The sequence below is a fragment of the Emcibacter nanhaiensis genome, from assembly GCF_006385175.1.
GTDB lineage: Bacteria > Pseudomonadota > Alphaproteobacteria > Sphingomonadales > Emcibacteraceae > Emcibacter > Emcibacter nanhaiensis.
In genome coordinates this window covers 59626-84573 of sequence record NZ_VFIY01000018.1, presented here as the reverse complement: position 1 = coordinate 84573, position 24948 = coordinate 59626, and the positions used below count along the sequence as shown (strand labels likewise).

The window sequence follows — 24948 nt, the reverse complement described above, 5'->3', positions numbered from 1 at the left end:
GGGAATATGTGTAAAAATAAAATCGCTTATGTCTTTCTTCCGGCGTTCGTGGGGCTCGCTGCACCCGCAGCCGGTGTAGCGGCCGACTGGGAAGTGACGCCGTCGCTTACCGTGATCGAGACCTATACCGACAACGTGGACCTGGACAGTGCCCAGGCGGAAGGCGACTTTATTACCCAGGTTGCCCCCAATATCACGGTCAGGGCCGATGGCCCCCGTCTGGACCTGAACCTGAATTACACACCGAACTATTTTTATTATCCCGACGCGACGGGCGACAAGGACGAAATCCGCCATAACCTGAATTTCACAGCGAATTCCGAACTGTCGGAAGACCTGTTTTTCGTCGATGCCAGCGCCAACGTCAATCAGAGATACCTGGACCGTCGCCGGGCTGTTTCCAGCGTGGACGGCAGCCGGACCCTGAACCGCGCCACAATCCAGACCTACAGGGTTCGGCCCTACCTGACCCATCATTTTGGCTCTTTTGCCGATGCCCGCCTCGAGGCCAATGTCCGGCATGTGAGGAGCGATGACGATGAGCGCCTGCTTCTGGCGGGTTCAAATTTTCAAAAAGCCACCAGTTGGGGAACCAGCCTGACCGTGGACAGCGGCAGTCAGTTTTCCCGTATCGGCTGGTCCTATTCAGCCTATTACAATGACCAGCAACGGGTTTCCGCGGATAGCTATAAAAACTACGGTACCCGCCTGGACGGCAGTTACCGGATTAACCGTATGCTGTCCCTTCTGGGCAGCTTCGGCTATGAAAACCGGGACGCCAACAGCGCCTTCGTGCAATTCGATAATGTGGTCTGGGATGCGGGCTTCCGTCTGGTCCCCGGACCGAGAACCTCGATTTCCTTCCGCTACGGCAACCAGTATCGCGGCGATACCTTCTCTCTCAGCGCCTTTTACCGGATCACACCGAAGGCGCAGCTGACGGTAACCTACCGCGACCTGCTGGAAACCTACCAGACACTGGAAGTGATTGATGCCTTTGTCATTGACCCCTTTTCCGGCCAGATTTCCAACAACGGGACCGAGTTCCTGGATGACAGTTTTGTCCGGACCAAAACCTGGCAGGTTTCCCTGCAGGGGGAACGGGGGCGCACGACTTATAGCCTGAGCGGGACCAACAGGAGATATTCCAATGAATATGCGACCCGTGATGAGGAGCGCTCGACGGTATCTGCTTCCCTGGGGCGCCGGTTAAGTCCCAAGCTGACGGTCTCTGTATATGGCTCCTTCAGCTACTCCGAATACACCTATAATCTTGGCACTGATGACATTCCTTTTTTCGTTCCGGTTGACGACAAGTTCTGGAGCGCCGGTGCCAATGCCTCCTACCGGATTTCTGAATCCCTGACGTCGACTGTGGCCTATGTTTATTCAGACCGGTCCGGTACGCGTCTGCCTTTGCTGAACCGGCCGTCCAACTATATTTCCATTTCGATAAGGGCGGCGCTGTAGGTATAAATTATGTATGCTGAATTTTACGGCCTAGAAGGGAAACCCTTCCAACTGACACCGGATCCCCGGTTCTACTTCGATAGTAGCACCCACCACAAGGCCATGGCCTATCTGACTTATGGCCTGAGCCAGGGGGAGGGGTTCATCATCATTACCGGTGAAATCGGGGCCGGAAAAACCACACTTGTGGGTCATTTGCTGAATGAACTGGACAAGGACAAGTTTGTTGCTGCCAAGATCGTTACCACCAACCTGGAAGCCGACGACATTCTCAGGATGGTGGCTGTGGGGTTTGGCCTGGATGTAACCGGCAAGGACAAGTCTGTCCTGCTCCGTGACATCGAGACTTTCCTCCGGCAGAACCACATGCAGGGGCGCCGGGCGCTGCTGCTGATCGACGAGGTGCAGAACCTGCCGACCAAGGCGCTGGAAGAACTGCGTATGCTGTCCAATTTCCAGGAAGGGGACCGTGCCCTGCTGCAGAGTTTCCTGGTCGGCCAGCCCGAATTCCGTGACAAATGGGCCTTTGACCCGGACCTGGAGCAATTGCGCCAGCGGGTGATTGCCACGCACCACCTGCAGGCCATGACCTATGACGAGACCCGGGAATATGTGGAACACCGGCTCACGCTGGTCGGCTGGAAGAATAATCCCAGTTTTACTGACGGCGCCTTTATGAAGATTTACGAGTATACCCAGGGCGTACCCCGTCGCCTGAACACCCTGTGCTCCCGTATCCTGCTGTTCGGCGCCATCGAGGAAATTCACGAAATCGATGACAAGGTTGTGGCTGATGTCGTTGCCGATATGGAACAGGAAAATGCCCTGGCGACACAACCGATCAAAAGCCCGTCCTCCGTACGCGGCGAGATGAATGGCAGCGGGGCAGCCGCCGGCCGGCCCGTAAACGGTTCGCTTCCCGCCGAACTGGAATCCCGGCTGGATACCCTGGAGAGATATGTCCGCGTCCATGACGAGACCATCAAGGCGGTCCTCGATATCGCGTCTGTCTGGCTTGGAAAAAATGCCGAGAGGGGCGAATAAATCTCATGACCGATCAGATCAGGAACGCCATGACGGTGGATGTGGAAGACTATTTCCAGGTTGGCGCCTTTGAAAATGACATTGATCGTGCTGACTGGGACGCTCTTCCCTGCCGGGTTGAACGGAATACCGACCAGATTTTGCAGATGTTTGATGACGCCGGCGTCAAGGCCACCTTCTTTACGTTGGGCTGGGTTGCCGAGAGATATCCCGACCTCGTGCGTCGGATTGTGGATAGCGGCCATGAACTGGCCAGCCACGGCATGGCGCACTGGCGCGTGACGGACCAGACCCGGGAGCAGTTCCGTGAGGATGTCCTGCGCTCCAAGACGCTTCTCGAGGATGTCAGCGGACAGAAAATCCGCGGCTACCGGGCAGCCAGCTTTTCCATCGGGGAACGCAATCTCTGGGCCCTGGATGTGCTGGAGGAAGCCGGCTTCGATTACAGCTCCAGCATCTATCCCATTCGCCATGACCATTACGGCATGCCGGAAGCGCCGCGCTTTTCCTTTCACCCCATCGAGGGGCGCAACTTTCTGGAAATGCCGGTGACAACCGTGGACGTCGGCGGCCGGAAGGTTCCCTGCGGCGGTGGCGGCTATTTCCGCCTGTTGCCCTATTTCCTCTCCAAATGGGCCATGTCCCGGGTCAACAGCCGGGACCAGCAGTCCTGTATTTTTTATTTCCATCCGTGGGAGATCGATCCCGATCAGCCGCGACAGGAACAGGCCGGATGGAAATCCCGGTTTCGTCATTACACAAACCTTGACGTTATGGAAACAAAGCTGCGTCGGGCGCTGGCTGATTTCAGCTGGGGCCGGATGGACGAAATCTTCCTGAAAAACTAGTTTGCTTACAGGGGCGGGTATGCAGGTAAAATTATACGACATCAACGGGGACCCAACGGCGTGGAACGACTATGTCCTGGCCCATCCTTCTGCCACGGCGGCCCATATGATGGCTTGGGGGCGGGCGGTGCACGTCAGCATGGGGCATCCGCTCTATTATGTCTGTGTGGAGGATGAGGGCAAAATCCGGGGCTTGGTGCCGCTGGTGCATGTCAAGAGTAGCCTGTTCGGCAACAGCCTGATTTCCGTGGCTTTCGCCACCAATGGCGGCCCGCTCTTTGACAATGACGAGGTTCTCGCCCTGCTGGATGAGGAATGCGCCCGGCTGGCCGAGGAGCTCAGGGTGGATTGCGTGGAATTCCGCAACATGGACCGGGTGCACGAAGACTGGCCCTGCAAGGAGGATATGTATTCGGTATTCCGCAAGGAACTTTCCACCGACAACGAAGAAAATATGAAAGCCATCCCCCGCAAACAGCGGGCCATGGTGCGCAAGGGAATCAAGTTCGAGCTCAGGGCGGAAATCGACGAGGATGTAGAACGTCTCTATCCGCTCTATGCGGAAAGCGTGCGCAACCTGGGTACGCCGGTCTTTCCCAAGAAACTGTTCCAGGCTATGAAAGATGAATTCGGCAAGGATTGTGAAATCCTGACGGTCTGTACACCCGACGGCCAGCCGATTGCCAGCGTCATGAGCCTGTATTTCCGCAATGAGGTCTTTCCTTATTACGGCGGCGCCACGTTGGACGCCCGCAAATATGCAGCCAATGATTTTATGTACTGGTCCGTCATGGAACGGGCGGTTTCCGAGCGGGGCTGCGAGATTTTTGACTTCGGGCGCAGCAAGAACGGTACCGGCTCCTTCAGTTTTAAAAAGAACTGGGGATTCGAGCCGCGTCCCCTGCATTATGAATATTATCTGCGGGAGGGGCAGGAGGTGCCGGAGGTCAATCCGATGAATCCCAAGTATCAGCTGATGATCAAAACCTGGAGAAAGCTGCCGTTGCCGGTGGCCAATTTCCTCGGACCGTTCATCGCCCGGTCACTTGGCTAGGAATAAAACGAGAAAAACCGGCCGGGCTAACGGTTTAGCAACCTGTTTATGCGACAACTATGGGCAACAATGTAACTGGTCCGGCAAAAAATGGGGACGACGTGATTAAGTTTTTCGGAAATGACCTGACGATTGTTGAAAGATGGATCAAGACTGCGGTGATCTGGTGTCTGATGCTGGCTGTGGTTCTGGCGTCTTTCTGGCAGACTATTTCCGAGGTCGTTGGTGTCTGGTGGAATCAGGCTTACTATAATCACTGTCTGCTGATCATCCCGATTGTTGCTTATGTCCTGTATGAACGCCGGGAGATTTTCACCAGGCTGGCGCCTGCGCCGTCGGCCTGGGGACTATTGGTCATCGGCGCCGGGGCTTTCGTCTGGTTCCTGGGGGATATGGCGGACACCAATGTGGTCAAACAGTTCGGCCTGGTCGTCATCCTGCAGGGAACGATCCTGACGGCGATCGGCGTACGGGCCGTACATGGACTGCTGTTTCCTTACCTTTATTTGTATTTCCTGATCCCCTTTGGCAATTTCCTGATCCCGACCCTGCAGGACATCACCACCTTTTTCGTGGTCAAGACCTTGAATTTACTCGATATTCCGGTTTATGTGGAAGGGGTATTCCTTACGGTTCCCAACGGTAAGTTCCATGTGGCGGAAGCCTGCGCCGGGCTGCGGTTCCTGGTGGCTACCGTGGCGCTTGGCCTGTTGATGGCCAACATTGCCTACAAGACGATTGGCCGTCAAATCATCGTCGTGTTGCTGTCGTTGATTGTGCCCGTCCTGGCCAACGGTGTGCGGGCGACCGGGATCGTTCTGATCGGCTATTATTCTGAAATGCAATATGCCGTCGGTGTGGATCACCTGGTTTACGGCTGGTTCTTCTTTGCGCTCGTCTTGCTGCTGTTCATTTCCATTGCCATGACCTTTACCAATCGCAAGGTGTCGGACAGCTACCTTGATTTTAGCCGCGATTACTGGAGCCGGTCCCTGGCGGACGCTTCGCTGGGTAAATGGGCCTTTCTGGTCGCCGTGACCTTTGTGCTGACTGCGGTCGCGCCGCTCTATAGCCTGAAGGTTGAAAACCGGCTTTCCCTAGCTGAGCATACAGCGCAGGATTTGGATCCTGGAATTTCCTCCTTTGCCAAAGCAGATGTGGAAAGCAACTGGCATCCCCGCTTCAAGAACGCTGACAATGAACTGCTGGTCAGCTACCAGGTCGGAGAAGGTCGCGTCTTTGACCTTTACATGGCCCGGTATGCCTACCAGCATCGTCAGAAAGAGATGATCCGGTTCGGCAATACGGTGGCCGCGCCCAAGGTCTGGTCCTATACGGCCGGCGGCGAACGGACGGTGGAATTCGGCGGCCGGAACTATGATATGATCGAGGAGATCATTCATTCCCATCTCGGCAACCGGCTGGTCTGGTATGTCTATTTTGTGGACGATCGCTTTACAAACAACACATATGTTGCGAAGCTTTATGACGCCCGGGCGAAATTGCTGGGCGATAGCCTGGAAGCCAAGGTTTTTGCTATTTCCATTCCCATCCCGGACGGTAACGAGAAAATGGCGCGCGAGGCCCTGGCGGAAATTGCCCAAAATTTGCCACCGATCGACACTATGCTCGCGGGGCAGGGCGGCAAAAAATAATCAGGATGTCCCGGAAAACAGGTATGACCTTATGAAATCTAAATTTCGCTCCATCATTGTTTTTCTGGTTGTGACTGTCTTCTTCACAGCTGGCGGCAGCGCGCATGACAATAACAGGGATTTCCCGAAACTGGTGAAGAAGATGACCCCGTCTGTCGTGGGGATTGCCGCCCACAATCCTTTGGGGGCGCCGCAGAACGTGTTGCGGGGAACGGGTTTCGTTGTCTATGACGGCAACTACGTCATCACAAATGCCCATGTGCTGCCAAATCCGGCCCATATGACGGATAAAGAGACCATCGTTGTTCTTTCCGGCATCGGCCGCCTGCCTGATGTGCGCCAGGCACAGGTTGTCAAGACCAATGAACAGCATGACCTGGCGTTACTCAAGATTGAGGGCGAACCGCTTCCGGCAGTCAAGCTGGGAAACGGCGCCATGCTGGATCCGGGCACTTCCATTGCCTTTACCGGGTATCCGATCGGCGCGGTGCTGGGGCTTTATCCGGTCACTCATCAGGGAATTGTATCGGCGATCACGCCCAATGTTATTCCCCAGCCCTCGGCCCGCTATCTGGACATCAAGATCATTACCCAGTCGCGTTTTGAAGTCTATCAGCTGGATGCGACCGCCTATCCGGGCAACAGCGGCAGTCCGCTTTATGACGCGATCACCGGCAGGGTGGAAGGTGTCATCAACAGCGTGAAGGTCAAGGGGACAAAAGAAAATGCCCTGAAGTCACCTTCCGGCATCACATTTGCCATACCGGCAGTCTATATTCATGAAATATTGAATGAGGCGGGGCTGAAAACAGCAGGGGGCCGTCCCGTCAAATAAACTTGCGCTGACAAGCTATTTGCCTCGGAGAGCAGGATCTCAGTTTTCGTCCTCGCTTTTCTTGTCTTCCTGACCGGCGGCAGGCATGATTTCCTGAACTTTTTCGGCATCTTCGGGAGAAATTTTTTCCTCGAGAGGCGCCTTGTTTTCAGCAATCTCGCTTTCAGGAGAACGAAGGGCACTGTAAACCGATGCTACTGCGACAACCCAGCCCAAAACGGCCCCAACGACCCAAATCATGACGGATTGGCGCATGGACAGGCGTTCATCGCTATTATTTTCGGTATTATCAGCCATTATAACTCTCAATTATATCAATAAGTTAGTCTCTGTGCCCGATAATGCTATTATCCTATAATTAATAAATTCTTATGGCCAGAGATTTTTTTAATCAAAATTTACGAATGTTTAATGTACATCCACCTCCAAAATATATGTTTCTCCATACAAGAATTATGCCAGAAATCAGAAACCTATAAATTACAGCTAGTTAAAAAGTATTAGATTTTTGGGGCTATAAAAAAACTGCCGGTAATTGTAAAAAATACCGACAGTTTTCTGGAAATTTTTACACTTATATTCAGATATCTTTGTCCAGGGCATATCCGGCGGAACGGACCGTCCGGATGATGTTGGGCGTGTCGCCGATATTGAGCGCTTTCCGGAGCCGGCGGATATGAACGTCGACTGTCCGGGACTCGACATAGATGTCGTTGCCCCATACAGAGTCCAGCAGCTGTTCCCGGGAAAAAACCCGGCCGGGATTTTCCATGAAGTGTTTCAGCATCCGGTACTCCGTCGGGCCCAGGTGCAAAGCAGTGCCATCGCGGGCTACCTTGTGGGAGGCGGTGTCCATGACGATGCCGGCATATTCCAGCGTTTCACCGGACAGGGCCGGGCGGATCCGCCGCAGGATGGCGTTGATGCGGGCAATCAGCTCCTTGGGCGAGAAGGGCTTGGTGATATAGTCATCAGCACCTGTTTCCAGACCACGGATGCGGTCGGTTTCCTCGGACCGGGCCGTCAGCATGATGATCGGGATGTTTTTGGTAATATTCTCACGGCGCAGCCTGCGACAGATTTCAATACCGGAAAGATTGGGCAGCATCCAGTCCAGAAGGATCAGGTCCGGCGCCTCTTCAATCGCGGTCAGAAGTCCGTCTTCCCCGTCCGCTTCACAGGTGACTTTGAAGCCTTCCTGTTCAAGATTATATCTGACCAGTTCCGTCAGGTTCTGGTCGTCTTCAATAAGTAGGATATGTGCACTCATGGCATTCACTTGTTCTCTTCTTTGCTTACCCCCAAATCGGCGAAGCTGGTGTCATCCTTTTTCGGCCGCTTCAGTTCAAGAAGCTCTCCTTCGGTAATGTAATAAACGATTTCTGCAATATTGGTGGTCTGGTCGCCGGCGCGCTCAATATTCTTGGCAATGAACAACAGGTGTGTCGCGCTGGTGATATACTGGGGCTTTTCCATCATATAGGTCAGCAGTTCGCGGAACAGGCTGTCATAGAGGGCATCGACCTCCTGGTCCCGGTTCCAGACTTCAATGGCCAGGTTGGTGTCCCGTTTGACATAGGCGTCCAGGACGTCCGTGATCATGGTCCGGGTGATCTTGACCATTTGCGACAGGATGGTGGTGCTGCCCGGCAGGTGGTCGATCTTGCTCAGCACGGTCAGGCGCTTGGCCATGTTTTTGGCATAGTCGCCCATGCGCTCCAGGGCGGAGCTGATCTTGATAGAGGAGATAACCTCGCGCAGGTCGTCGGCGACCGGGGCGCGCAGGGCAATCACCTCAACGGCGAACCTTTCGATTTCCAGTTCCAGCTGGTCGATGGCCTTGTCGTTTTTGCGGACCTGTTCCGCCAGTGTCTTGTCTTTCTCCACCAGCGCTTCGGTCGCCAGTTTGAACTGTTCCTCGACCAGATTTCCCATCTGGACGATTTTCTTGCGGAGGTCGTTCAGGTTTTCATCAAATGAGGCAACGATGTGACTGTCTGTCATGTTTGTTTTGTCCTAAAATGCGGACCGGCTGCGGCGATTAGCCATAGCGTCCTGTAATATAGTCTTTGGTTTTTTCTTCCCTGGGATTGGTGAAGATATTCACCGTATCGTCATACTCAACAAGGTCACCAAGGTGGAAGAAAGCCGTTTTCTGGGAGACACGCGCCGCCTGCTGCATGGAGTGCGTGACGATCACGATGGCATAACGGCCTTTCAGTTCATCAATCAGTTCTTCGATAATCGCCGTGGCGATAGGGTCCAGAGCGGAACAGGGTTCATCCATCAGGATAACTTCCGGGTTCACAGCGATGGTGCGGGCAATACACAGACGCTGTTGCTGACCGCCGGAGAGGGCGGTGCCGGGGGTGTCCAGGCGATCCTTGACTTCCTCCCACAGGCCGGCCTTCTGCAGGCTGGTAAAGACGATTTCATCCAGGTCCGCGTTATTGTTGGCCAGGCCGTGGATGCGCGGGCCATAGGCCACATTATCATAGATTGATTTGGGGAAGGGGTTCGGTTTCTGGAACACCATGCCGACCCGGGCGCGAAGCTGCACCACATCAACCCTTTTGCCATAGATATCCTCGCCATCCAGGCTGATGTCACCTGTGACCCGGCAGATCGGGATCGTATCGTTCATCCGGTTAAGGCAACGCAGGAAGGTAGACTTGCCGCAGCCGGACGGGCCGATCAGAGCAGTGACCTCATCAGGGTTGATGTCCAGGCTGACGTTCTTGATGGCCTGGGTTTCCCCGTAATAGACATTGACATTCCGGGCCCGCATCTTGGCAGTTTTATTGGTGTGCGGAATGGTCTGTTCTTCGTTTTGTACGTTCATAATGTTCATCTTACTTTACCAGCGTTTTTCAAACTTCTGTCGCAGCCAGATAGCCAGACCGTTCATAATAACAAGAAATCCAAGCAATACGATAATTGCAGCCGAGGTTTTTTCCAGGAAACCACGTTCAGGGCTGTCCGCCCACAGGAAGATCTGCACCGGCAGCGCTGTGGCAGCATCCGTAATACCCTGGGGAATATCCACGATGAAGGCCACCATGCCGATCATCAGCAGTGGAGCGGTCTCCCCGAGCGCCTGGGCCATGCCGATGATGGTTCCGGTCAGGATGCCGGGCATGCTGAGCGGCAGGACGTGATGGAAAACCGTCTGTACCGGGGAGGCGCCCAGGCCGGTGGCGGCGTCGCGAATGGAGGGCGGGACAGCCTTGATGGCGGCGCGGGCGGCAATAATGATTGTCGGCAATGTCATCAGCGCCAGGGTCAGGCCGCCCACCATCGGGGCGGAGCGCGGCATGTTGAAGACATTGAGGAAAATGGCCAGGCCGAGAAGTCCGAACACGATGGACGGCACGGCAGCCAGGTTATTGATGTTGACCTCGATCAGGTCCGTCCATCTGTTTTGCGGGGCAAATTCCTCGAGATAGATGGCGGAAGCCACACCGACGGGAAACGCCACCAGGAAGCAGACCATCAGGGTATAAAAGGAACCGACCACAGCGCCCCAGACACCGGCCAGTTCCGGTTCCCGGGAATCGCCGGAGGACAGAAAGCGCCAGTTAAATCCTCTGGAAATGCGTCCTTCAGCGTCAAGCTGGTCGATCCAGGCAATCTGCTGGTCGGTGATTTTTCGGTTTGTCTGGGGAACATCCCTGCTGATCTCGCCCTTCACGAACATATCCACATTACTGGAGGCCGGCAGGTCAATGGTGACGGTTTCTCCGACCAGGCCAGGGTTCTTGACCAGGAGGTTGCGTATCTCCTCGCGGGCGCCGTTGCTGATCAGGCGCATCAGGGCAAAGACGTCGCGGCGGCTTTTGGCTTCCGGAAATTTGGCGCGCAGGCTGTCACGGATCAGTTTGTTGTAATTCGCCTGCTGCAACATGTCGGCGCGTTCCGTCTCGGTCCGGTTGGCAATATCACCGATGACCTTTTGATCCAGGGTAATATCCAGCTCGATGCTGGTGGTGGCGAAACCGCTGAGGCCGATATAGAGGATGCTGCCGAGCAACACGGCAAGGGCCAGAGACGCCAGGCTCAATCCGGCCAAGCCCAGGGCCTTGAAGATTTTTTCCTTGCGATACCGCTTGGCTACGCGTTTGCGCATGGTGTCACCCTGCCAGGCAGTCGGGCCCTGAATGGTTTCAGCGGATGAATTTTCGGACATATCAGTCATATTGTTCTCTGTATTTTCGTACCACATACAGGGCCAGGAAGTTCAGGGACAATGTAATGATGAACAGGGCCAGTCCCAGTGCAAAGGCGGACAGGGTCTTGGCGCTGTCAAATTCCTGGTCTCCGGTGAGCAGGGCAACAATCTGCACCGTGACGGTAGTCACGGCTTCCAGCGGGTTTGCGGTCAGGTTGGCGGCCATGCCGGCGGCCATCACCACAATCATGGTTTCCCCGATCGCCCGGGAGGCCGCCAGCAGGAAGGCGCTGACGATGCCGGGCAGGGCGGCGGGCAATATCACATTCAGGATCGTCTCTGTCTTGGTAGCGCCCAGGCCATAGGATCCGTCACGCAGGCTCTGGGGAACCGCGGAGATCACGTCATCGGACAGGGAAGACATCAGGGGGATGATCATAATGCCCATGACGATGCCGGCGGCCAGCGCGCTTTCCGAGGCAATCTCCAGCCCCACCAGATCGCCGGTATTGCGAATGGCCGGCGCCACGACGAGGGCGGCAAAAAAGCCATATACCACAGTCGGGATTCCGGCCAGGATTTCCAGCAGGGGTTTGAAAAAGCCGCGTGTTTTCCGGTCGGCAAATTCAGTCATATAGACGGCAGACAATAGTCCCACCGGGGCTGCGACCAGCAACGCAATGAAGGTGATCAGCAAGGTGCCGGTAATCAGGGGGATGGCACCAAAGGAGCCGGAGCTGCCAACCTGATCAGCCCGGAGCGCCGTCTGCGGACTCCACTGCAGGCCAAACAGGAATTCGCTCAGCGGCACTTTTTCCAGAAATCTCATGGTTTCGAAAACCAGCGAAGATACAATGCCGATGGTGGTCAGGATGGCGATCACGGAACAGGCGACGAGCGAAAACAGGATGAAGGATTCCAGCCGGTTGCGGGAGCGGAGTTCCGGGTCGATCCTGTAGATGCCAAAAGCCGTAAAGAGTGCCGTGACTGAAATCGCGGACAGGGAGACCACAGTGAAAGTCGATTTTGAAATATGGTTGAAATAATCTGCTGCATCTCTCAGCTCCGGCGTTGCGGGGCCGGATATGGCGTCCCCGGCAGCCAGGTTCCGGATGTCGTTCATCAGAATATTGACTTCAAACCGGCTCATGCTCTGCACTGTTTCGGCCATTCGGGAAAGAACCATCTTATCAATGACGGTGGAGCCGAAAATGATCCAGACAACAAGAATGAACAGACCGGGTACAAGTCCGACCATCGCCGCATACCAGCCGTAATGGCTGGGCAGGGAATGGAGCTGACTGATTTGCCCCTTCACGGACATCAGGGCCTTTTTGCGTCCATAGACAAAGGACACGGTAGAAATAATGCCAAGAACCAGAATAAGTAAATAGATGTTCATGGGGGCCCTGTGAGCTCAATATAATTTAAACAATAGGTCAACAAAGAACTTGCCGGAGCGGGGTGATTCCGCCCCGGCATGTTACAATGATTACTTCATCGGTGTAAGGTTTTTCGCATCCTCACGGTATTTTGCAAGCTCTTCTTCCGGCATCGGGATCAGGCCTTTTTCTGCGAGATATCCGAACTCACCCATCGCCTTGTCGCTGGTGAATTCTGCGAGATATTCTTCAATACCCGGGATTTTACCCACATGTGCTTTTTTCACATAGAAATAGAGTGAGCGGGAAACCGGATACCGGCCTGCGGCAATTTCCTCGAAGGTCGGCAGTTCGCCATTGACGATGCTGCCCTGGATAACGTCGCTGTTCTGGTCCAGGAAGCTGTATCCGAAGATGCCCAAGGCATCCGGATTAGCCTGCAGTTTGCCGACAATCAGGTTGTCGTTTTCACCGGCTTCGATGTAGGCGCCATCTTCACGGATGGTGTGGCAAACGGCTTTATATTTCTTTTTGTCGCTTTTCTTGAGGGCGGCAATTTCCGGGAAGGTTTTGCAGCCGCCTTCCATGGCCAGCTCAACAAAGGCGTCGCGGGTACCGGACGTCGGCGGCGGGCCCATGACCTCGATTTTCTTCTTCGGCAGGGCGGGGTTTACTTCATTCCAGTAGCGGTAGGGGTTTTCAACCATGGAGCCGCCAACCGGAACTTCCTTGGCCAGGGCGAGCCAGATGTCGCGCAGGCTCAGTTCCATCTGCGGCGATTCCTTGGAGTTGGCCAGCACAATGCCGTCGTAACCGACTTTGACTTCCACGATTTCCTTCACGCCGTTGGAGGCGCAGAGTTCGATCTCGGAGCTCTTGATGCGGCGGGAGGCATTGGTGATGTCCGGATGGCCTTCACCAACACCGGCGCAGAACAGCTTCAGGCCGCCGCCTGAACCAGTGCTCTCTACAACCGGTGTTTTAAAGGAAGTGGTCTGGCCGAATTCCTCTGCCACTGCAGTTGCAAAAGGGAATACTGTGGATGAACCTACAATACGGATCTGGTCCCGGGCTTCGGCGGCTCCAGCCACAGACATGGCGAGGGCACCGGCTCCTACGAGAGTCATTAGGGATTTTTTCAGCACTTTTATATCTCCGAATTTAAGCATGGAAAGTCCCGTTTCCAGCTTGATGAGTATTTTCCGCCCCCACTCCTGACAGGATATGCAGGCCATTCCGATATACATATTTGCCATAACTTGCGATGACAGTATGCAGCATCAATTACTCATATGCGTCAGTTTTGTTAAAGTTTTGTGACAGTCTGGCGGGGGCGGTGTATGATATTTTTGTTCAGTCTAATAACTGTTTATAATCAATGCATTATCCTGATTTGTAGGGGAGAGTAACCGTAACGCGGGTATATTCATTGACTTCGCTTTCAAACAAAATATGACCTTTGTGACGTTGTATAATGTGTTTTACGATGGCGAGTCCCAGACCGGTGCCGCCGAGGCTCCTGGAGCGAGCCGTATCAACCCGGTAAAATCTTTCCATCAACCGCGGGATATGTTCGGCCGGAATACCGTTGCCGCGGTTTGTAATGGCGATGCTCACGCTTTCCTCGTGGATGGGGAATTCGCTGACGTGTTTTTTCAGCACCACGTCAATGGCGGTATTCTCCCGACCGTATTTAATGGCGTTGTCGACCAGGTTCTGGGCTACCTGGGTTAACTGGTCAAAATCACCCGTTATATTCCCCACGTTATCCGGATTGCTGACAGTGACGGTCATGTTGCGTTCCTTGAGCCGCATGTCGAGGGTTTCGAGCACGCTGTTGATCAGGGTCGGCAGGTGAACGGTTCCTTCCGGCGGGATGTGGGCTTCCCGTTCGATCTTGGACAGGGACAGCAGGTCGTCGACCAGTCGTGTCATGCGACTGGCCTCATCGTGCATGATTCTGAGAAAGCGCTCCTGCGCCTGCAGGTCATTCTTGGCCGGTCCCTGCAGGGTTTCCACGAAACCGAGAATGCTGGCCAGAGGGGTTCGGAGCTCGTGGCTGGCATTGGCGACAAAATCAACCCGCATCTGTTCCGCCTGTTTGATGAGGGTGATGTCGTAAATGGACAGGAAGATATAGCGTTTATTTTCCTGGTTGTCCTCACTGCCCTGGATGTCCAGGGCATGCAGGCGAACCAGCATGTTTCGCGGTACCACGTTGCCGTGCATATATTCCACCGTATGGGTTTTGCCGGTGCGAATTGTCTTGCGGATCGCATTGTTGACATCTGGGTTGCGGATAAACAGAGAGATATCCTTGCGCAGGATGTCGGCCCCCAGCATATCGATGGCAGACTTGTTGGCCATCAGAATTCTTTTGCGGGAATCCAGCAGCAGGAAGGGGTCGGTCAGGTTTTCCATGATGTTGGTCAGCAGGAACTGCGACGCCCGGGTGTCCCGGCTCTCATGTTCCTGGAGAATGGTTTTTCGCCTGAGCTCGGCAATTTCCTCTTCGTAACGCCGGTTCAGGTATAACATGCTGACAAAAATCAGGGCGGTGATGATAATGGCGTTGGCGACGGAAACGGTTTCGAACCAGGTCAGGACAACCAGCAAAATCGCGACCGGCAGGGAATAAATCAGCGGTCTTAATTCGTTCAGGGGGGAATTGTAGGAACTTTTCTGGTCCAATGACTAACCTTTTGATAACGCCTTAAATCTGGTGGCGAAAACCTTTAATATTGCTGTTTCCTCAGAGCTGACCGGAGACGTTATCTCCAAGCCGCGAAGTTGTCACCTGTGTAACAAAAAAATAATAAAAATACTCCGGACTTTGTACCAGTGTTTTTTCAGAACAGCTATATAGTTGTTAATGATTTTATGGTAGAAGGGCATATCATGTCTGTCCCGGTGTGTCAGATTGAGCCACAAGTGTCGGGATATTTAACAGTTTTTAAGGTTCCTAAAAAAGATATTTTTCTAAGGTGTTGTTTTTAAAGATTTAAATAAAGTGGCCTGAATATTGCATATAGCAGCGTAAATCGGTTTGAATTTATTGAAACTGTATATTTTTTCGACAATCGTATATGCAGCAACTAACACTAGAGGCTGGTAAAATGGAAGATTTTAAAGGTAAAAACACCGCAGTCCAGGCTTCTGAGCAGGAGCAGGCGAAGAGAGAGTCCCGCCGTAAGGTGCTGAAAACCGGCGCTGCGCTGGCTCCGCTGGCCCTGACCCTGAGCACAGGAAATGCCATGGCGACGAACCGGATTGCAGTGTCCGGCGCAGCTTGTGTATCCAATGTAAAACAGAAGTCCTACGCGGGAAATGAAGAGCTTCAAATCCCCCGGGAACACCGGAGCTGGATGTCTGCCGATCACGAGTATGAGCATCCGGAACGGACAGCGCATTTTGATGATTCCAACGAAGATCACTGGGATTACCTGAAGAAACACAATGGCGATGAATGTTCCTGTCTGCAGTCCGTTGATGCCGTTGATTATATCAACAAGACGTTCTATGGCGGCAACTAGCACGACCACTGATATATTTATCAGTCGCCTGACCCGTGGAAGATAAAATGTCTTTATATGAAACGGCTGTATTCCGTGTCGGGGATACAGCCGGTTTTTTATGGAAAAACTGGGATGACGCCTATGTCATCTTTGATCCAAGGTCCGGTCACACCCAGGCCATGAATATCTTCGCCCGGGAAATTCTTGCCATCATTGAGGAAAAGCCGTCAACACTAGACCAGGTCTGCAACGAACTGGAAAGAGTGATGGAAGAAAAAATTTCTGAAGACATCCGGCTGAATATCCGTCAGACTATGGCCGAATTCGACAAAATGGGACTGATCGAACCCACATATGGCCAATAAAAAGACTGTCAACCTTTCCGAAATTCCTGACAGGCAGTTGGGGAAACTGATGACGACGCAGGGACTGGCTCTCGAAGTCGGTCCGTTCGTCACCCAGGTCCGCATTCTGTTCCCCAATATCCGGGAAGAATTCTGCCATCTTTATGGCGGCTATCCTGCCTGGCCGGAAGGGGCCATCGCCAACAACCACCTCAGCGTGTACGGCCGTAATTTCTACCGCCGCTATATCAAGCCCCAGGCCTGTGTCGATACCATGATGAAGGATGCCTTTATCCCGCTGCCGGCGGAACTGGGCATGGTGGCGACGGAAATGGGGCTTAACTGGCAGATTGCCGTCGGTTGCAAGAATTTGCTCCTGTTTCATGCCGGGGTGGTGGAAAAGAATGGCCGCGTGGTCATTATGCCGGCGGCCTCGGGCAGCGGCAAAAGCACCCTGGCCGCCGGTCTGTCCTTCGCCGGCTGGCGGCTGTTTTCCGATGAATTTGGCCTGGCCGATATCGATACCGGGGAATTTGTACCTTACCCGCGGCCGGTATCGCTGAAAAATGAATCCATCCCGGTGATGAAGGACTGGGCCGCGCCCGGCACCACCTTCAGCCCGGAATATCATGGCACACCCAAGGGCACCATCTGCTATATGCGCCCGCCGGCGGAGAGCATCAACCGCATGTATGAGCGGGCCGGGGCCGGGGCGGTGATCCTGCCCTCTTTCCGGCCCGGCGCCACGCCCGAAATCAAACCCATCACCCGCAGCATGGCGTTCTTCAAACTGGTGATGTCCTCGGCCAACTACGGTGACATCGGCGAGCGGTCGTTCCGGGTCATGACCGAAATCGCCGACAAGGCCGCCTGCTGCGAGATCATCTATCCCAACCTGGAAGAGGGCATCAAGCTGGTCGAGCGCTTCATGAGCGAGACGGCGGGGGCAGGCGATGACTGAGACCAGCGGCTCCCTTGTCATTGATGTGTTGCAGGACCCGGCGGTGATGCTCGGCTTCAACGTTGCACAGTGGAACAGCTGCCTTTATGAAGCCCGGGTCAACAGCCTGACCGGCCGGCTGGCGGCAGAGGCCCGCGACCAGGGCCTGTGGGACCGGCTGCCGGAGCGGGTGCAGGATATTTTCCTGTCGGCCGAGATCGACGCCCAGTCGCGCCAGCGGCGCCTGATGTGGGAGCTGAACCGGATCCGCCGCGCCCTGTTCGGTTTTGAAGAGCCGATTGTCGTGCTCAAGGGCGGGGCCTATATCGCCCGCGATCTCACGGCCGCCACAGGCCGGGTCAGCTCCGATGTGGACATTATGGTCGACCGCAAAGACCTGGAGACGGTGGAACAGATGCTGCTGGATGCCGGCTGGGTGCATAGTGTCGAGGATGATTACGACCAGAGATATTACCGGGAATGGGCCCACGAACTGCCGCCGCTCTATCACCCGGACCGGGGCATGACCGTGGATGTGCACCACACCATTCTGCCGCTGACCGGCCGCCTGACGGTGGACGCTTTGAAACTGCTGGCAGAGATCGAACCGGTCGACGGCAACCTCTATACCCTGTCGCCGGAAGACATGCTGCTGCACAGCGCCGTGCATCTGTTCCATGACGGGGTAATCGCGGTTTCGCTCAGGAACCTGCTGGAACAGCATGACATGATTTCGGAATTTGCCCGGATGGAGGGTTTCTGGGACCGGCTGCTGGACCGCACCGACGAGTTGGGGCTCGGCCGGCCGCTGTTTTACTGCCTGCGCTATTGTGCACTGATCCTAGGGACGGCGGTGCCCGGCGAAGTTCTTGAAAAAACCGGCTGTTATGCGCCGAATGCCCTGGTCCTCGGGATGATGGACCGGATGGTGCCGCTGGTGATGAAACCGCCGACCAGCCGCCTGTTCCAGATCGCCTCCAAGATCCTTTATATGCGGTCCCACTGGCTGCGCATGCCGGCCGGACTGCTGGTCAAACATCTGGCGACCAAGTCTCTGCGCCGCCTTCGGGGCGAAACGCACTAATCCATAAGGTCCTGAAGCGCCGGGATCAGCTTGTCATAATGATCAATCACCCGGTCCGGGCTGAGCTCTGTCACCGGCACCGGGGTATAGCCGAAAGTCACGCCGATCACCGGAATGGCGGCATTGCGGGCGGCATCAATGTCATTGGCGGAATCGCCGACCATCACCGCGCCGTCCACCTCGCAGCCCATCAGCTCCAGCGTGGACAGCAGATGCCGCGGGTCGGGCTTTTTATAGTCGAAGCTGTCGCCGCCGGTCAGCGCACAGAAAAAATCGTCCAGGCCCAGGGATTTCAATAACTTGTGGCTCAGGTCTTCGACTTTGTTGGTGCAGACCGCCAGCTTGACGCCGCTGCCTTTCAGCTCGGTCAGAGCCTCCCACAGTCCGGGAAAACTGATGGTGTGGTCGGCAATATGATCGTTGTAATAGTCGAGGAAGATTTTCTGCAGCCGGTCCAGTTCCGCTTCCGGCGGCACTTCGCCCGAATGATCAAAACCCTTGATGATCAGGGCGCGGGAGCCGTGGCCGACCATATGGCGCACTTCGTCAATGCTGATCTGCGGGCGGCCTTCCAGATGCAGTACATGGTTGAGGGTGGCGGTCAGGTCCAGGGCGCTGTCCACAAGGGTCCCGTCCAGGTCGAAAATCACGGCGTTCAGTTTATTGGACATAAAGTTGACACTAATCCCTGACAGATAACCCGGAATAAAAAATAAACAATTGGGTTATATAAATTTTAAAGTTCTTGTGGCACATTGCTCCAAAATGGGACAATAACGGATGACGATCCGACCCTGTCATTTGTAATAAGTTATAACGGAAAAAGATATAAAATCATGAGCTCTTCTGATCTTGCGGTCATTATTCTCGCGGCGGGCAAGGGGACCCGCATGAAGTCCGACACCCACAAGGTGCTGCATCCGCTGGCGGGCCATCCCATGCTGATGCACCTGATCGACACGCTGGAGCCGCTGAACCCGAAGCGCCGCGTTATTGTGGTCGGCGCCGGCAAGGAACAGGTCGAAGCGGCCGTCGGAAATGTGGCTGAAATTGTGGTCCAGGAGCCGCAGCTCGGCACCGGCCATGCGGTCCAGGTGACCCGGGACGCGCTCAAGGGCTTCGACGGCAATGTGCTGATCCTGTACGGCGATGTGCCGATGCTGACCGAGCAGACCTTGCAGGCCATGGTCGAGGCGCGTCGGGACGCCTCTGTTGTGGTACTGGGTTTTCGTCCGGCCGACACCAAGGCGTACGGGCGTCTGGTCGTAAATGACGCCGGCGAACTGGAAGCCATTGTCGAGCACAAGGATGCGAGTGACGAGCAGCGCCAGATCAATCTCTGCAACTCCGGCATCATGGCGGTGGACGGCAGGGAGCTGTTCACCCTGCTCGATCAGGTCGGCAACGACAATGCCTCCCAGGAATATTACCTCACCGACATCGTGGAAATCGCCCGCAGCAGGGGCCTGATCTGCAGCGTGGTCGAAGCCCATGAAGACGAGGTTATGGGGGTCAACAGCCGCAAGGAACTGGCCGAGGCCGAAGCCGTGTTCCAGCGCCGCAAGCGCGACCAGTTTATGGCTGACGGGGTGACCCTGATCGACCCGAACACGGTGTTTTTCGCCCATGATACACGGGTAGGCCGTGATGTGGTGATCGGTCCCAATGTGTTTTTCGGTCCCGGTGTAACGGTGGAAGACCGTGTCAAGATCCACAGTTTCTCCCATCTCGAAGGGGCAACCGTTCATGAAGGGGCGTCAATCGGGCCGTTTGCCCGGCTGCGTCCCGCCGCCGACATCGGCGAAGGGGCCAAGATCGGCAACTTTGTCGAGGTGAAGAAATCCACCATCGAGAAGGGCGCCAAGGTCAGCCATCTCACCTATATCGGCGATGCGCGGGTGGGTGAGGGTGCCAACATCGGCGCCGGCACCATCACCTGCAACTATGACGGCTTCAACAAGTTCAAAACCGACATCGGCGCGGGGGCCTTCATCGGTTCCAACACGTCGCTGGTGGCGCCGGTCACCATCGGCGAGGGCGCCATTGTCGGCGCCGGCAGCGTGGTGACCCGCGAGGTTTCTGCTGATGCGCTGGCGGTGACCCGGGCGACCCAGAAGGAACTGGGCGGCTGGGCCCTGAAGTTTCGTGAAAAGCAAAAGAAATAAAAAGAGTATCTAGAGGATAAAAAGCAATGTGCGGCATTATCGGTATCATCGGCAAGGAAGAGGTCACGCCCCGTATTCTCGACGGTCTGCGTCGGCTGGAATATCGCGGTTATGACAGTGCGGGCATCGCCACCCTGTTCGACGGCAAAAGCATCGACCGGCGCCGGGCCGAGGGCAAGCTCAAGAACCTTGAGGCCCGTCTTGCAGACGCCCCGCTGCCGGGCGTGATCGGCATCGGCCATACCCGCTGGGCCACCCATGGTGCCCCGACCGAAGTCAATGCCCATCCCCATGCCACCCCGCGCGTCGCCGCTGTGCACAACGGCATTATCGAGAATTTCCGCGAACTGCGCGAGGAACTGACCGCCGAGGGTCATGTGTTCGAGACCGAAACCGATACCGAGACCATCGTCCACCTGATCACCAGCATGCTGGACAAAGGCATGGCGCCGCGTGACGCGGCCAAGGCCGCCATTGAACGGCTGGAAGGGGCGTTCGGTCTCGCCATTATCTTTGATGGCGAAGACGACCTGATGATCGGCGCCCGCCGCGGCAGCCCGCTGGTGGTCGGCTACGGCGACGGTGAAATGTATCTCGGCTCCGACGCCATCGCGCTCTCGGACCTTTCCAACCGCATCGTCTACCTGGAAGAGGGCGACCGGGTCGAACTGACCCGCGAGAGTGCGCGGATTTATGACGAAACCGGCAAGGAAGTGATCCGGCCGGTGACCATCGCTTCCGTGTCCGGCGGCATGATCGACAAGGGCAACTATCGCCATTTCATGCTGAAAGAGATTTACGAGCAGCCGACCGTGGTCGGCCAGACCATCGCCACCATGGTGGATCCGCTGCACGGCACCACCACATTGCCGGAATTTCCCTTTGACCTCGCCGCCATCGAGCGGGTGACCATCATCGCCTGCGGCACCAGCTTTTACGCCGGCATGGTCGCCAAATACTGGCTCGAGCAGATGGCCCGCATCAATGTGGAGGTGGATATCGCCTCCGAATTCCGCTACCGCGAGGCGGTGATGCCGCCGGGCGGGCTCGCCATTTTCATCTCCCAGTCCGGGGAGACCGCCGATACTTTGGCCGCGCTCAGATACGCCAAGTCCCAGGGCCAGCATATCCTGACCATCGTCAATGTGCCGCAGAGCTCTATGGAGCGGGAAAGCGACATCGTGCTGCAGACCCATGCCGGTCCCGAAGTGGGCGTCGCCTCGACCAAGGCCTTCACCTGCCAGCTCAGCGTGCTCGCCTGCCTGTCCATTGCGGTCGCCAAGGCGCGCGGCAAGATCGATCATGCCGAGGAAGAACGTCTGGTCAATGCGCTGACCGAAGTACCGGCCCGCATGGCCGAGGTGCTGAACCATGACGAAGCCATCGAGGCGCTGGCTGACGACATGTCCAAGGCCCGGGATGTGATTTATCTGGGCCGCGGCCCGGAATATCCCATCGCCATGGAAGGGGCGCTGAAGCTCAAGGAAATCTCCTATATCCATGCCGAAGGTTATGCCGCCGGGGAAATGAAACACGGCCCGATCGCGCTCATTGACGAGCTGGTGCCGATCATTGTCATCGCCCCGACCGGACGGCTGTTCGAGAAAACCGTCTCCAACATGCAGGAAGTGATTGCCCGCAAAGGCCGGGTGATCTTCATCACCGACGAGGAAGGCTCACAAGCCAACGGCCACGATGCCGAGGCCACCATTGCGCTCCCCATGCTGGATGAGTTCGTCACACCGCTGCTCTATGCCATCCCGGTGCAGCTGCTCAGCTATCATGTCGCCGTTGCCAAAGGCACCGATGTGGACCAGCCCCGCAACCTGGCCAAATCGGTGACGGTGGAGTAATTTTGGACCACTTATTGGTCCATATTTCTTGACTTTATTCCTATCAGGACCATATAATGGACCAGATAGGAGATAATTCATGAAAATTGCCATCCATGAAGCCAAAGGTAAGCTGTCCGGCCTGATCAATGCGGCGCTGGAAGGGGAGCAGATACTGCTTACCAAGCACGGCAAGCCGGTGGCGGAAATCCGGCCCGTGAGCGGTGTAAAGACGCCTGAAGAAAAAAGAGCGGCCCTGGACAGTATCCTGGTCCGGGCGAAAGAAAAGGCCGTCAAAGGCGTTCCCGCCGCTGAGGCCGACAAATTCCTGTATGACGAAACAGGAATGCCCGGATGATTGCGGTTGATACCTCCGCGATTATGGCTTTGCTGCTGGGGGAAGAAGGGGTGGACAGGATATCCGATTGCCTTACCGAAAATGACCTGTGTATCTCGGCGGGAACTTTGTCCGAGCTTTTGATCGTTGCCGCCAGTCGCGGGCTTGGTGAAGAAGCCGAGGCGTTGATTTCTACGCTGGGGGTCGAGATTGTCATCGTTGACGGCGCCGTCGCGCGCCAAGTGCAGCAGGCTTACACTACCTGGGGTAAGGGCCAGCACCCTGCAGGACTTAATTTCGGCGACTGCTTCGCCTATGCCTTGGCCATGGGACGCAAAATTCCATTGCTTTATGTTGGCAATGATTTTGGCAGGACGGATATAAAACCTGCTTTTCGATTGAAATGAAATTCCCATTCCCTCTCCCCCGAAATATGGTATACAATTTGCCATGTTTCAGAATAATCTCCAGCAGCAACTGCAAAGCGTGATCCAGCACCAGCAGGCCGGCAGGTTTGTCGAGGCCGAGGCCGCCTGCCGTCAGGTGCTCCTCGCCCATCCGGAGCAGCCGGACGCGCTGCATTTCCTCGCCCTGCTGCGCAAGCGCGCGGGGGATAACAAGGCCGCCGGCGACTATTTCCAGAAGGCGCTCAAACAGGGCGGGAAAAACCCGGCCATTTCCAGCAACTATGCCAACTTCCTGAGCGCCATCGGTCGGGAGGAGGAGGCACTCGCCCAGTATGCCCGGGCCGTCAAACTGGAACCCCGCTTCGCCGACGCCTGGTATAACTGGGGCCTGGCGCTGACCACGCTGGAACGCTACGGGGAGGCCGAGAAAAAGCTCAGCGAAGCCCTGAAGCTCAATCCCAAGGACAGCCGTTATCACAATGCCCTGGGTCTTACCTTCCGCAAGCGCCAGCAGAATGACAAGGCGATCAGCGCGTTTGAGCAGGCGGTCAGGCTCGACCCCAATAACACTAAGGCGATCCATAACCTGGGCGGGGCGCTCCGGGCCGAGAAACGGCTCGAGGAAGCCAAGGCCTGCTGCGCTGAAGTAATCCGCCGCAATCCGCAGCAACTGGAAAGCTGGCAGAATCTGGCGGCGATCCTGCACGAGGAAGGGGAAAACGAGCAGGCGGCCAACGCCTATCGCAAGCTGCTGGAAATCGATCCCGTGCATATGGAAAGCCACCGGATCCTCAACAATATCCTGTGGGAAACGGAACAGCTGGACAGCTTCCTTGGCTCCTATGAATGGGCGATGGAGCAGCGGCCGGAGGCGGTGGAGCTGCCGGTGACCTATGCCGAGGGGCTTAACCTCGCCGGTCTGTCGGATCGGGCGATTGAGATGCTGGACCGGGTCAGGGACCGTTATGACGGGGCGCCGGACATTGACTTTGCCTATGGCTGCACCTACCGGCAGATGGGCGAGCTGGAACAGGCGCGCCGGCATTTCGAGGCCTGTGTCGCCAAGTCCCCGGAGGATGAGGAGTATCACATTGACTATGCCAAGCTGCTGATCAATGTAGGCGATCTGGAAGAGGCGGAGAGGCAGCTGGCGGCGGCGGAAGCCCTTAATCCGGACGAACAGACCATCTGGGCCCTGCGCGGCACCATCTGGCGGCTGCAGGGGGATGAGCGGGAACACTGGCTGCAGAATTATGACCTGCTGGTGCGCGGTATTGAGCTTGAGGTGCCGCCGGGCTATGGCTCGATCGAGGAGTTCAACGAGCATCTCCATGAAACCCTGATCACCTTGCACAAGATGCAGCGCCAGCCGCTCGACCAGACCCTGCGCGGCGGCACCCAGACTTTTGGCCATCTCTATGACAACAGGCATGAGGTGATCGGCAAGCTGCGCGACGCGGTCTATGGGGCGGCGCAGAAATATATCGCCGACCTGCCGCAGGATGACAGCCATCCGGTGATGCGGCGGCTGACCCGGGATATCAAATTCAGCGGGTCATGGTCCTGCCGCCTCAAAAGCGAGGGCTTCCATACCAACCACATGCATCCCAAGGGCTGGATCAGTGGACCCTATTATGTGTCCCTGCCGGATGAGATCAAACAGTCAGACGAGAGTGGCGGCAAGCCGGGCTGGGTCAAGTTCGGCGAGGCCGGGCTTGATATCCCGGGCGACAATTCACCGCGCAAGATCATCAAGCCGCAGGAAGGCATGCAGGTGTTCTTCCCGTCCTACACCTGGCACGGCACCAACCCCTTCTTCTCGGACCAGTACCGGGTTACCGCGCCCTGCGATATCGCCCCGCTGTAGC

Annotated in this window: 24 protein-coding genes; 15 read left to right on the top strand and 9 right to left on the bottom strand. The window is 55.9% G+C overall.

Features of this window, described 5'->3' with window-relative positions:
* Window positions 1–6: 6 nt before the first annotated feature.
* From FIV46_RS14465 to FIV46_RS14440, 6 genes are all read left to right on the top strand, one after another.
* Window positions 7–1470: a TIGR03016 family PEP-CTERM system-associated outer membrane protein gene (locus tag FIV46_RS14465; RefSeq protein ID WP_139941643.1), complete on the top strand. Its 1464-nt coding sequence runs from the start codon at window positions 7–9 to the stop codon at window positions 1468–1470.
* Window positions 1471–1479: 9 nt separating this feature from the next.
* Entirely contained in the window at window positions 1480–2514 is a 1035-nt protein-coding gene (locus FIV46_RS14460) for an XrtA/PEP-CTERM system-associated ATPase (protein WP_139941642.1), read from the top strand.
* 5 nt (window positions 2515–2519) lie between these two features.
* Window positions 2520–3362, top strand: coding sequence for an XrtA system polysaccharide deacetylase (locus tag FIV46_RS14455; RefSeq protein WP_219846141.1), 843 nt, complete (start codon window positions 2520–2522; stop codon window positions 3360–3362).
* Between the two features lie 19 nt (window positions 3363–3381).
* On the top strand, window positions 3382–4416 hold the full coding sequence (locus FIV46_RS14450; RefSeq protein WP_139941641.1) for a FemAB family XrtA/PEP-CTERM system-associated protein: 1035 nt from the start codon (window positions 3382–3384) through the stop codon (window positions 4414–4416).
* A 101-nt stretch (window positions 4417–4517) separates the two neighbouring features.
* Window positions 4518–6071, top strand: a complete 1554-nt coding sequence (xrtA, locus tag FIV46_RS14445; protein ID WP_181163253.1) for an exosortase A — start codon at window positions 4518–4520, stop codon at window positions 6069–6071.
* 31 nt (window positions 6072–6102) lie between these two features.
* A complete protein-coding gene (locus tag FIV46_RS14440; protein ID WP_139941639.1) occupies window positions 6103–6906 on the top strand; it encodes a S1 family peptidase in 804 nt (267 codons plus the stop codon).
* Between the two features lie 39 nt (window positions 6907–6945).
* On the opposite strand, the gene FIV46_RS14435 is transcribed toward FIV46_RS14440, so the two are convergent.
* From FIV46_RS14435 to FIV46_RS14400, 8 genes are all read right to left on the bottom strand, one after another.
* Window positions 6946–7203 (bottom strand): hypothetical protein, encoded by a 258-nt coding sequence (locus FIV46_RS14435; RefSeq protein ID WP_139941638.1) that lies wholly within the window; start codon window positions 7201–7203, stop codon window positions 6946–6948.
* A 283-nt stretch (window positions 7204–7486) separates the two neighbouring features.
* On the bottom strand, window positions 7487–8176 hold the full coding sequence (gene phoB, locus FIV46_RS14430; RefSeq protein ID WP_139941637.1) for a phosphate regulon transcriptional regulator PhoB: 690 nt from the start codon (window positions 8174–8176) through the stop codon (window positions 7487–7489).
* Window positions 8177–8181: 5 nt separating this feature from the next.
* Window positions 8182–8910 carry a phosphate signaling complex protein PhoU gene (phoU, locus tag FIV46_RS14425; RefSeq protein WP_139941636.1) on the bottom strand — a complete coding sequence of 243 codons (729 nt, stop codon included), beginning with the start codon at window positions 8908–8910 and terminating at the stop codon, window positions 8182–8184.
* Between the two features lie 37 nt (window positions 8911–8947).
* Window positions 8948–9757: a phosphate ABC transporter ATP-binding protein PstB gene (pstB, locus tag FIV46_RS14420; protein ID WP_139941635.1), complete on the bottom strand. Its 810-nt coding sequence runs from the start codon at window positions 9755–9757 to the stop codon at window positions 8948–8950.
* 6 nt (window positions 9758–9763) lie between these two features.
* Window positions 9764–11101: a phosphate ABC transporter permease PstA gene (pstA, locus tag FIV46_RS14415; RefSeq protein WP_139941634.1), complete on the bottom strand. Its 1338-nt coding sequence runs from the start codon at window positions 11099–11101 to the stop codon at window positions 9764–9766.
* On the bottom strand, window positions 11094–12476 hold the full coding sequence (gene pstC / locus FIV46_RS14410; protein ID WP_139941633.1) for a phosphate ABC transporter permease subunit PstC: 1383 nt from the start codon (window positions 12474–12476) through the stop codon (window positions 11094–11096). The genes pstA and pstC overlap by 8 nt, the downstream gene beginning before the upstream one ends.
* 90 nt (window positions 12477–12566) lie before the next feature.
* Window positions 12567–13583 (bottom strand): PstS family phosphate ABC transporter substrate-binding protein, encoded by a 1017-nt coding sequence (locus FIV46_RS14405; RefSeq protein ID WP_139941632.1) that lies wholly within the window; start codon window positions 13581–13583, stop codon window positions 12567–12569.
* A 256-nt stretch (window positions 13584–13839) separates the two neighbouring features.
* Window positions 13840–15147: a sensor histidine kinase gene (locus FIV46_RS14400; protein ID WP_139941631.1), complete on the bottom strand. Its 1308-nt coding sequence runs from the start codon at window positions 15145–15147 to the stop codon at window positions 13840–13842.
* Between the two features lie 425 nt (window positions 15148–15572).
* Between FIV46_RS14400 and FIV46_RS14395 the strand changes: the two genes are divergently transcribed.
* The 4 genes from FIV46_RS14395 to FIV46_RS14380 are packed head-to-tail and all read left to right on the top strand — an operon-like array spanning window position 15573 to window position 18339.
* Entirely contained in the window at window positions 15573–15989 is a 417-nt protein-coding gene (locus FIV46_RS14395; RefSeq protein WP_139941630.1) for a hypothetical protein, read from the top strand.
* Window positions 15990–16036: 47 nt separating this feature from the next.
* A complete protein-coding gene (locus FIV46_RS14390) occupies window positions 16037–16336 on the top strand; it encodes an HPr-rel-A system PqqD family peptide chaperone (protein ID WP_139941629.1) in 300 nt (99 codons plus the stop codon).
* Between the two features lie 49 nt (window positions 16337–16385).
* Entirely contained in the window at window positions 16386–17276 is an 891-nt protein-coding gene (locus FIV46_RS14385) for an HprK-related kinase A (RefSeq protein WP_181163252.1), read from the top strand.
* Window positions 17269–18339, top strand: a complete 1071-nt coding sequence (locus FIV46_RS14380; RefSeq protein WP_139941627.1) for a nucleotidyltransferase domain-containing protein — start codon at window positions 17269–17271, stop codon at window positions 18337–18339. The genes FIV46_RS14385 and FIV46_RS14380 overlap by 8 nt, the downstream gene beginning before the upstream one ends.
* Here the strand turns inward: FIV46_RS14380 and gph are convergent.
* On the bottom strand, window positions 18336–19010 hold the full coding sequence (gene gph, locus FIV46_RS14375) for a phosphoglycolate phosphatase (protein ID WP_139941626.1): 675 nt from the start codon (window positions 19008–19010) through the stop codon (window positions 18336–18338). The two genes, FIV46_RS14380 and gph, sit on opposite strands and share 4 nt — an antisense overlap.
* A gap of 165 nt (window positions 19011–19175) precedes the next feature.
* Between gph and glmU the strand changes: the two genes are divergently transcribed.
* The 5 genes from glmU to FIV46_RS14350 all read left to right on the top strand — a co-directional run bounded on the left by glmU (window position 19176) and on the right by FIV46_RS14350 (window position 24947).
* The gene (glmU, locus tag FIV46_RS14370; RefSeq protein ID WP_139941625.1) at window positions 19176–20504 is read left to right on the top strand and encodes a bifunctional UDP-N-acetylglucosamine diphosphorylase/glucosamine-1-phosphate N-acetyltransferase GlmU; all 1329 of its coding nucleotides are present in this window, start codon (window positions 19176–19178) and stop codon (window positions 20502–20504) included.
* Window positions 20505–20530: 26 nt separating this feature from the next.
* Window positions 20531–22357, top strand: a complete 1827-nt coding sequence (gene glmS / locus FIV46_RS14365; RefSeq protein WP_139941624.1) for a glutamine--fructose-6-phosphate transaminase (isomerizing) — start codon at window positions 20531–20533, stop codon at window positions 22355–22357.
* A gap of 79 nt (window positions 22358–22436) precedes the next feature.
* A complete protein-coding gene (locus FIV46_RS14360; RefSeq protein WP_139941623.1) occupies window positions 22437–22694 on the top strand; it encodes a type II toxin-antitoxin system Phd/YefM family antitoxin in 258 nt (85 codons plus the stop codon).
* On the top strand, window positions 22691–23080 hold the full coding sequence (locus FIV46_RS14355) for a type II toxin-antitoxin system VapC family toxin (RefSeq protein WP_139941622.1): 390 nt from the start codon (window positions 22691–22693) through the stop codon (window positions 23078–23080). Before FIV46_RS14360 ends, FIV46_RS14355 begins: the two co-directional genes overlap by 4 nt.
* Before the next feature lie 43 nt (window positions 23081–23123).
* On the top strand, window positions 23124–24947 hold the full coding sequence (locus FIV46_RS14350) for a tetratricopeptide repeat protein (RefSeq protein WP_139941621.1): 1824 nt from the start codon (window positions 23124–23126) through the stop codon (window positions 24945–24947).
* Window position 24948: the final 1 nt, after the last annotated feature.

Coding starts and splice junctions, on each gene's coding strand:
- pstB (WP_139941635.1), bottom strand. CDS start 9,757: ATGAACATTATGAACGTACAAAACGAAGAACAGACCATTCCGCACACC.
- FIV46_RS14435 (WP_139941638.1), bottom strand. CDS start 7,203: ATGGCTGATAATACCGAAAATAATAGCGATGAACGCCTGTCCATGCGC.
- FIV46_RS14355 (WP_139941622.1), top strand. CDS start 22,691: ATGATTGCGGTTGATACCTCCGCGATTATGGCTTTGCTGCTGGGGGAA.
- glmS (WP_139941624.1), top strand. CDS start 20,531: ATGTGCGGCATTATCGGTATCATCGGCAAGGAAGAGGTCACGCCCCGT.
- FIV46_RS14455 (WP_219846141.1), top strand. CDS start 2,520: ATGACCGATCAGATCAGGAACGCCATGACGGTGGATGTGGAAGACTAT.
- pstC (WP_139941633.1), bottom strand. CDS start 12,476: ATGAACATCTATTTACTTATTCTGGTTCTTGGCATTATTTCTACCGTG.
- FIV46_RS14465 (WP_139941643.1), top strand. CDS start 7: ATGTGTAAAAATAAAATCGCTTATGTCTTTCTTCCGGCGTTCGTGGGG.
- FIV46_RS14405 (WP_139941632.1), bottom strand. CDS start 13,583: ATGACTCTCGTAGGAGCCGGTGCCCTCGCCATGTCTGTGGCTGGAGCC.
- FIV46_RS14380 (WP_139941627.1), top strand. CDS start 17,269: ATGACTGAGACCAGCGGCTCCCTTGTCATTGATGTGTTGCAGGACCCG.
- pstA (WP_139941634.1), bottom strand. CDS start 11,101: ATGACTGATATGTCCGAAAATTCATCCGCTGAAACCATTCAGGGCCCG.
- gph (WP_139941626.1), bottom strand. CDS start 19,010: ATGTCCAATAAACTGAACGCCGTGATTTTCGACCTGGACGGGACCCTT.
- FIV46_RS14395 (WP_139941630.1), top strand. CDS start 15,573: ATGGAAGATTTTAAAGGTAAAAACACCGCAGTCCAGGCTTCTGAGCAG.
- FIV46_RS14460 (WP_139941642.1), top strand. CDS start 1,480: ATGTATGCTGAATTTTACGGCCTAGAAGGGAAACCCTTCCAACTGACA.
- FIV46_RS14440 (WP_139941639.1), top strand. CDS start 6,103: ATGAAATCTAAATTTCGCTCCATCATTGTTTTTCTGGTTGTGACTGTC.
- FIV46_RS14385 (WP_181163252.1), top strand. CDS start 16,386: ATGACGACGCAGGGACTGGCTCTCGAAGTCGGTCCGTTCGTCACCCAG.
- phoU (WP_139941636.1), bottom strand. CDS start 8,910: ATGACAGACAGTCACATCGTTGCCTCATTTGATGAAAACCTGAACGAC.
- FIV46_RS14360 (WP_139941623.1), top strand. CDS start 22,437: ATGAAAATTGCCATCCATGAAGCCAAAGGTAAGCTGTCCGGCCTGATC.
- FIV46_RS14450 (WP_139941641.1), top strand. CDS start 3,382: ATGCAGGTAAAATTATACGACATCAACGGGGACCCAACGGCGTGGAAC.
- FIV46_RS14350 (WP_139941621.1), top strand. CDS start 23,124: ATGTTTCAGAATAATCTCCAGCAGCAACTGCAAAGCGTGATCCAGCAC.
- phoB (WP_139941637.1), bottom strand. CDS start 8,176: ATGAGTGCACATATCCTACTTATTGAAGACGACCAGAACCTGACGGAA.
- FIV46_RS14390 (WP_139941629.1), top strand. CDS start 16,037: ATGTCTTTATATGAAACGGCTGTATTCCGTGTCGGGGATACAGCCGGT.
- glmU (WP_139941625.1), top strand. CDS start 19,176: ATGAGCTCTTCTGATCTTGCGGTCATTATTCTCGCGGCGGGCAAGGGG.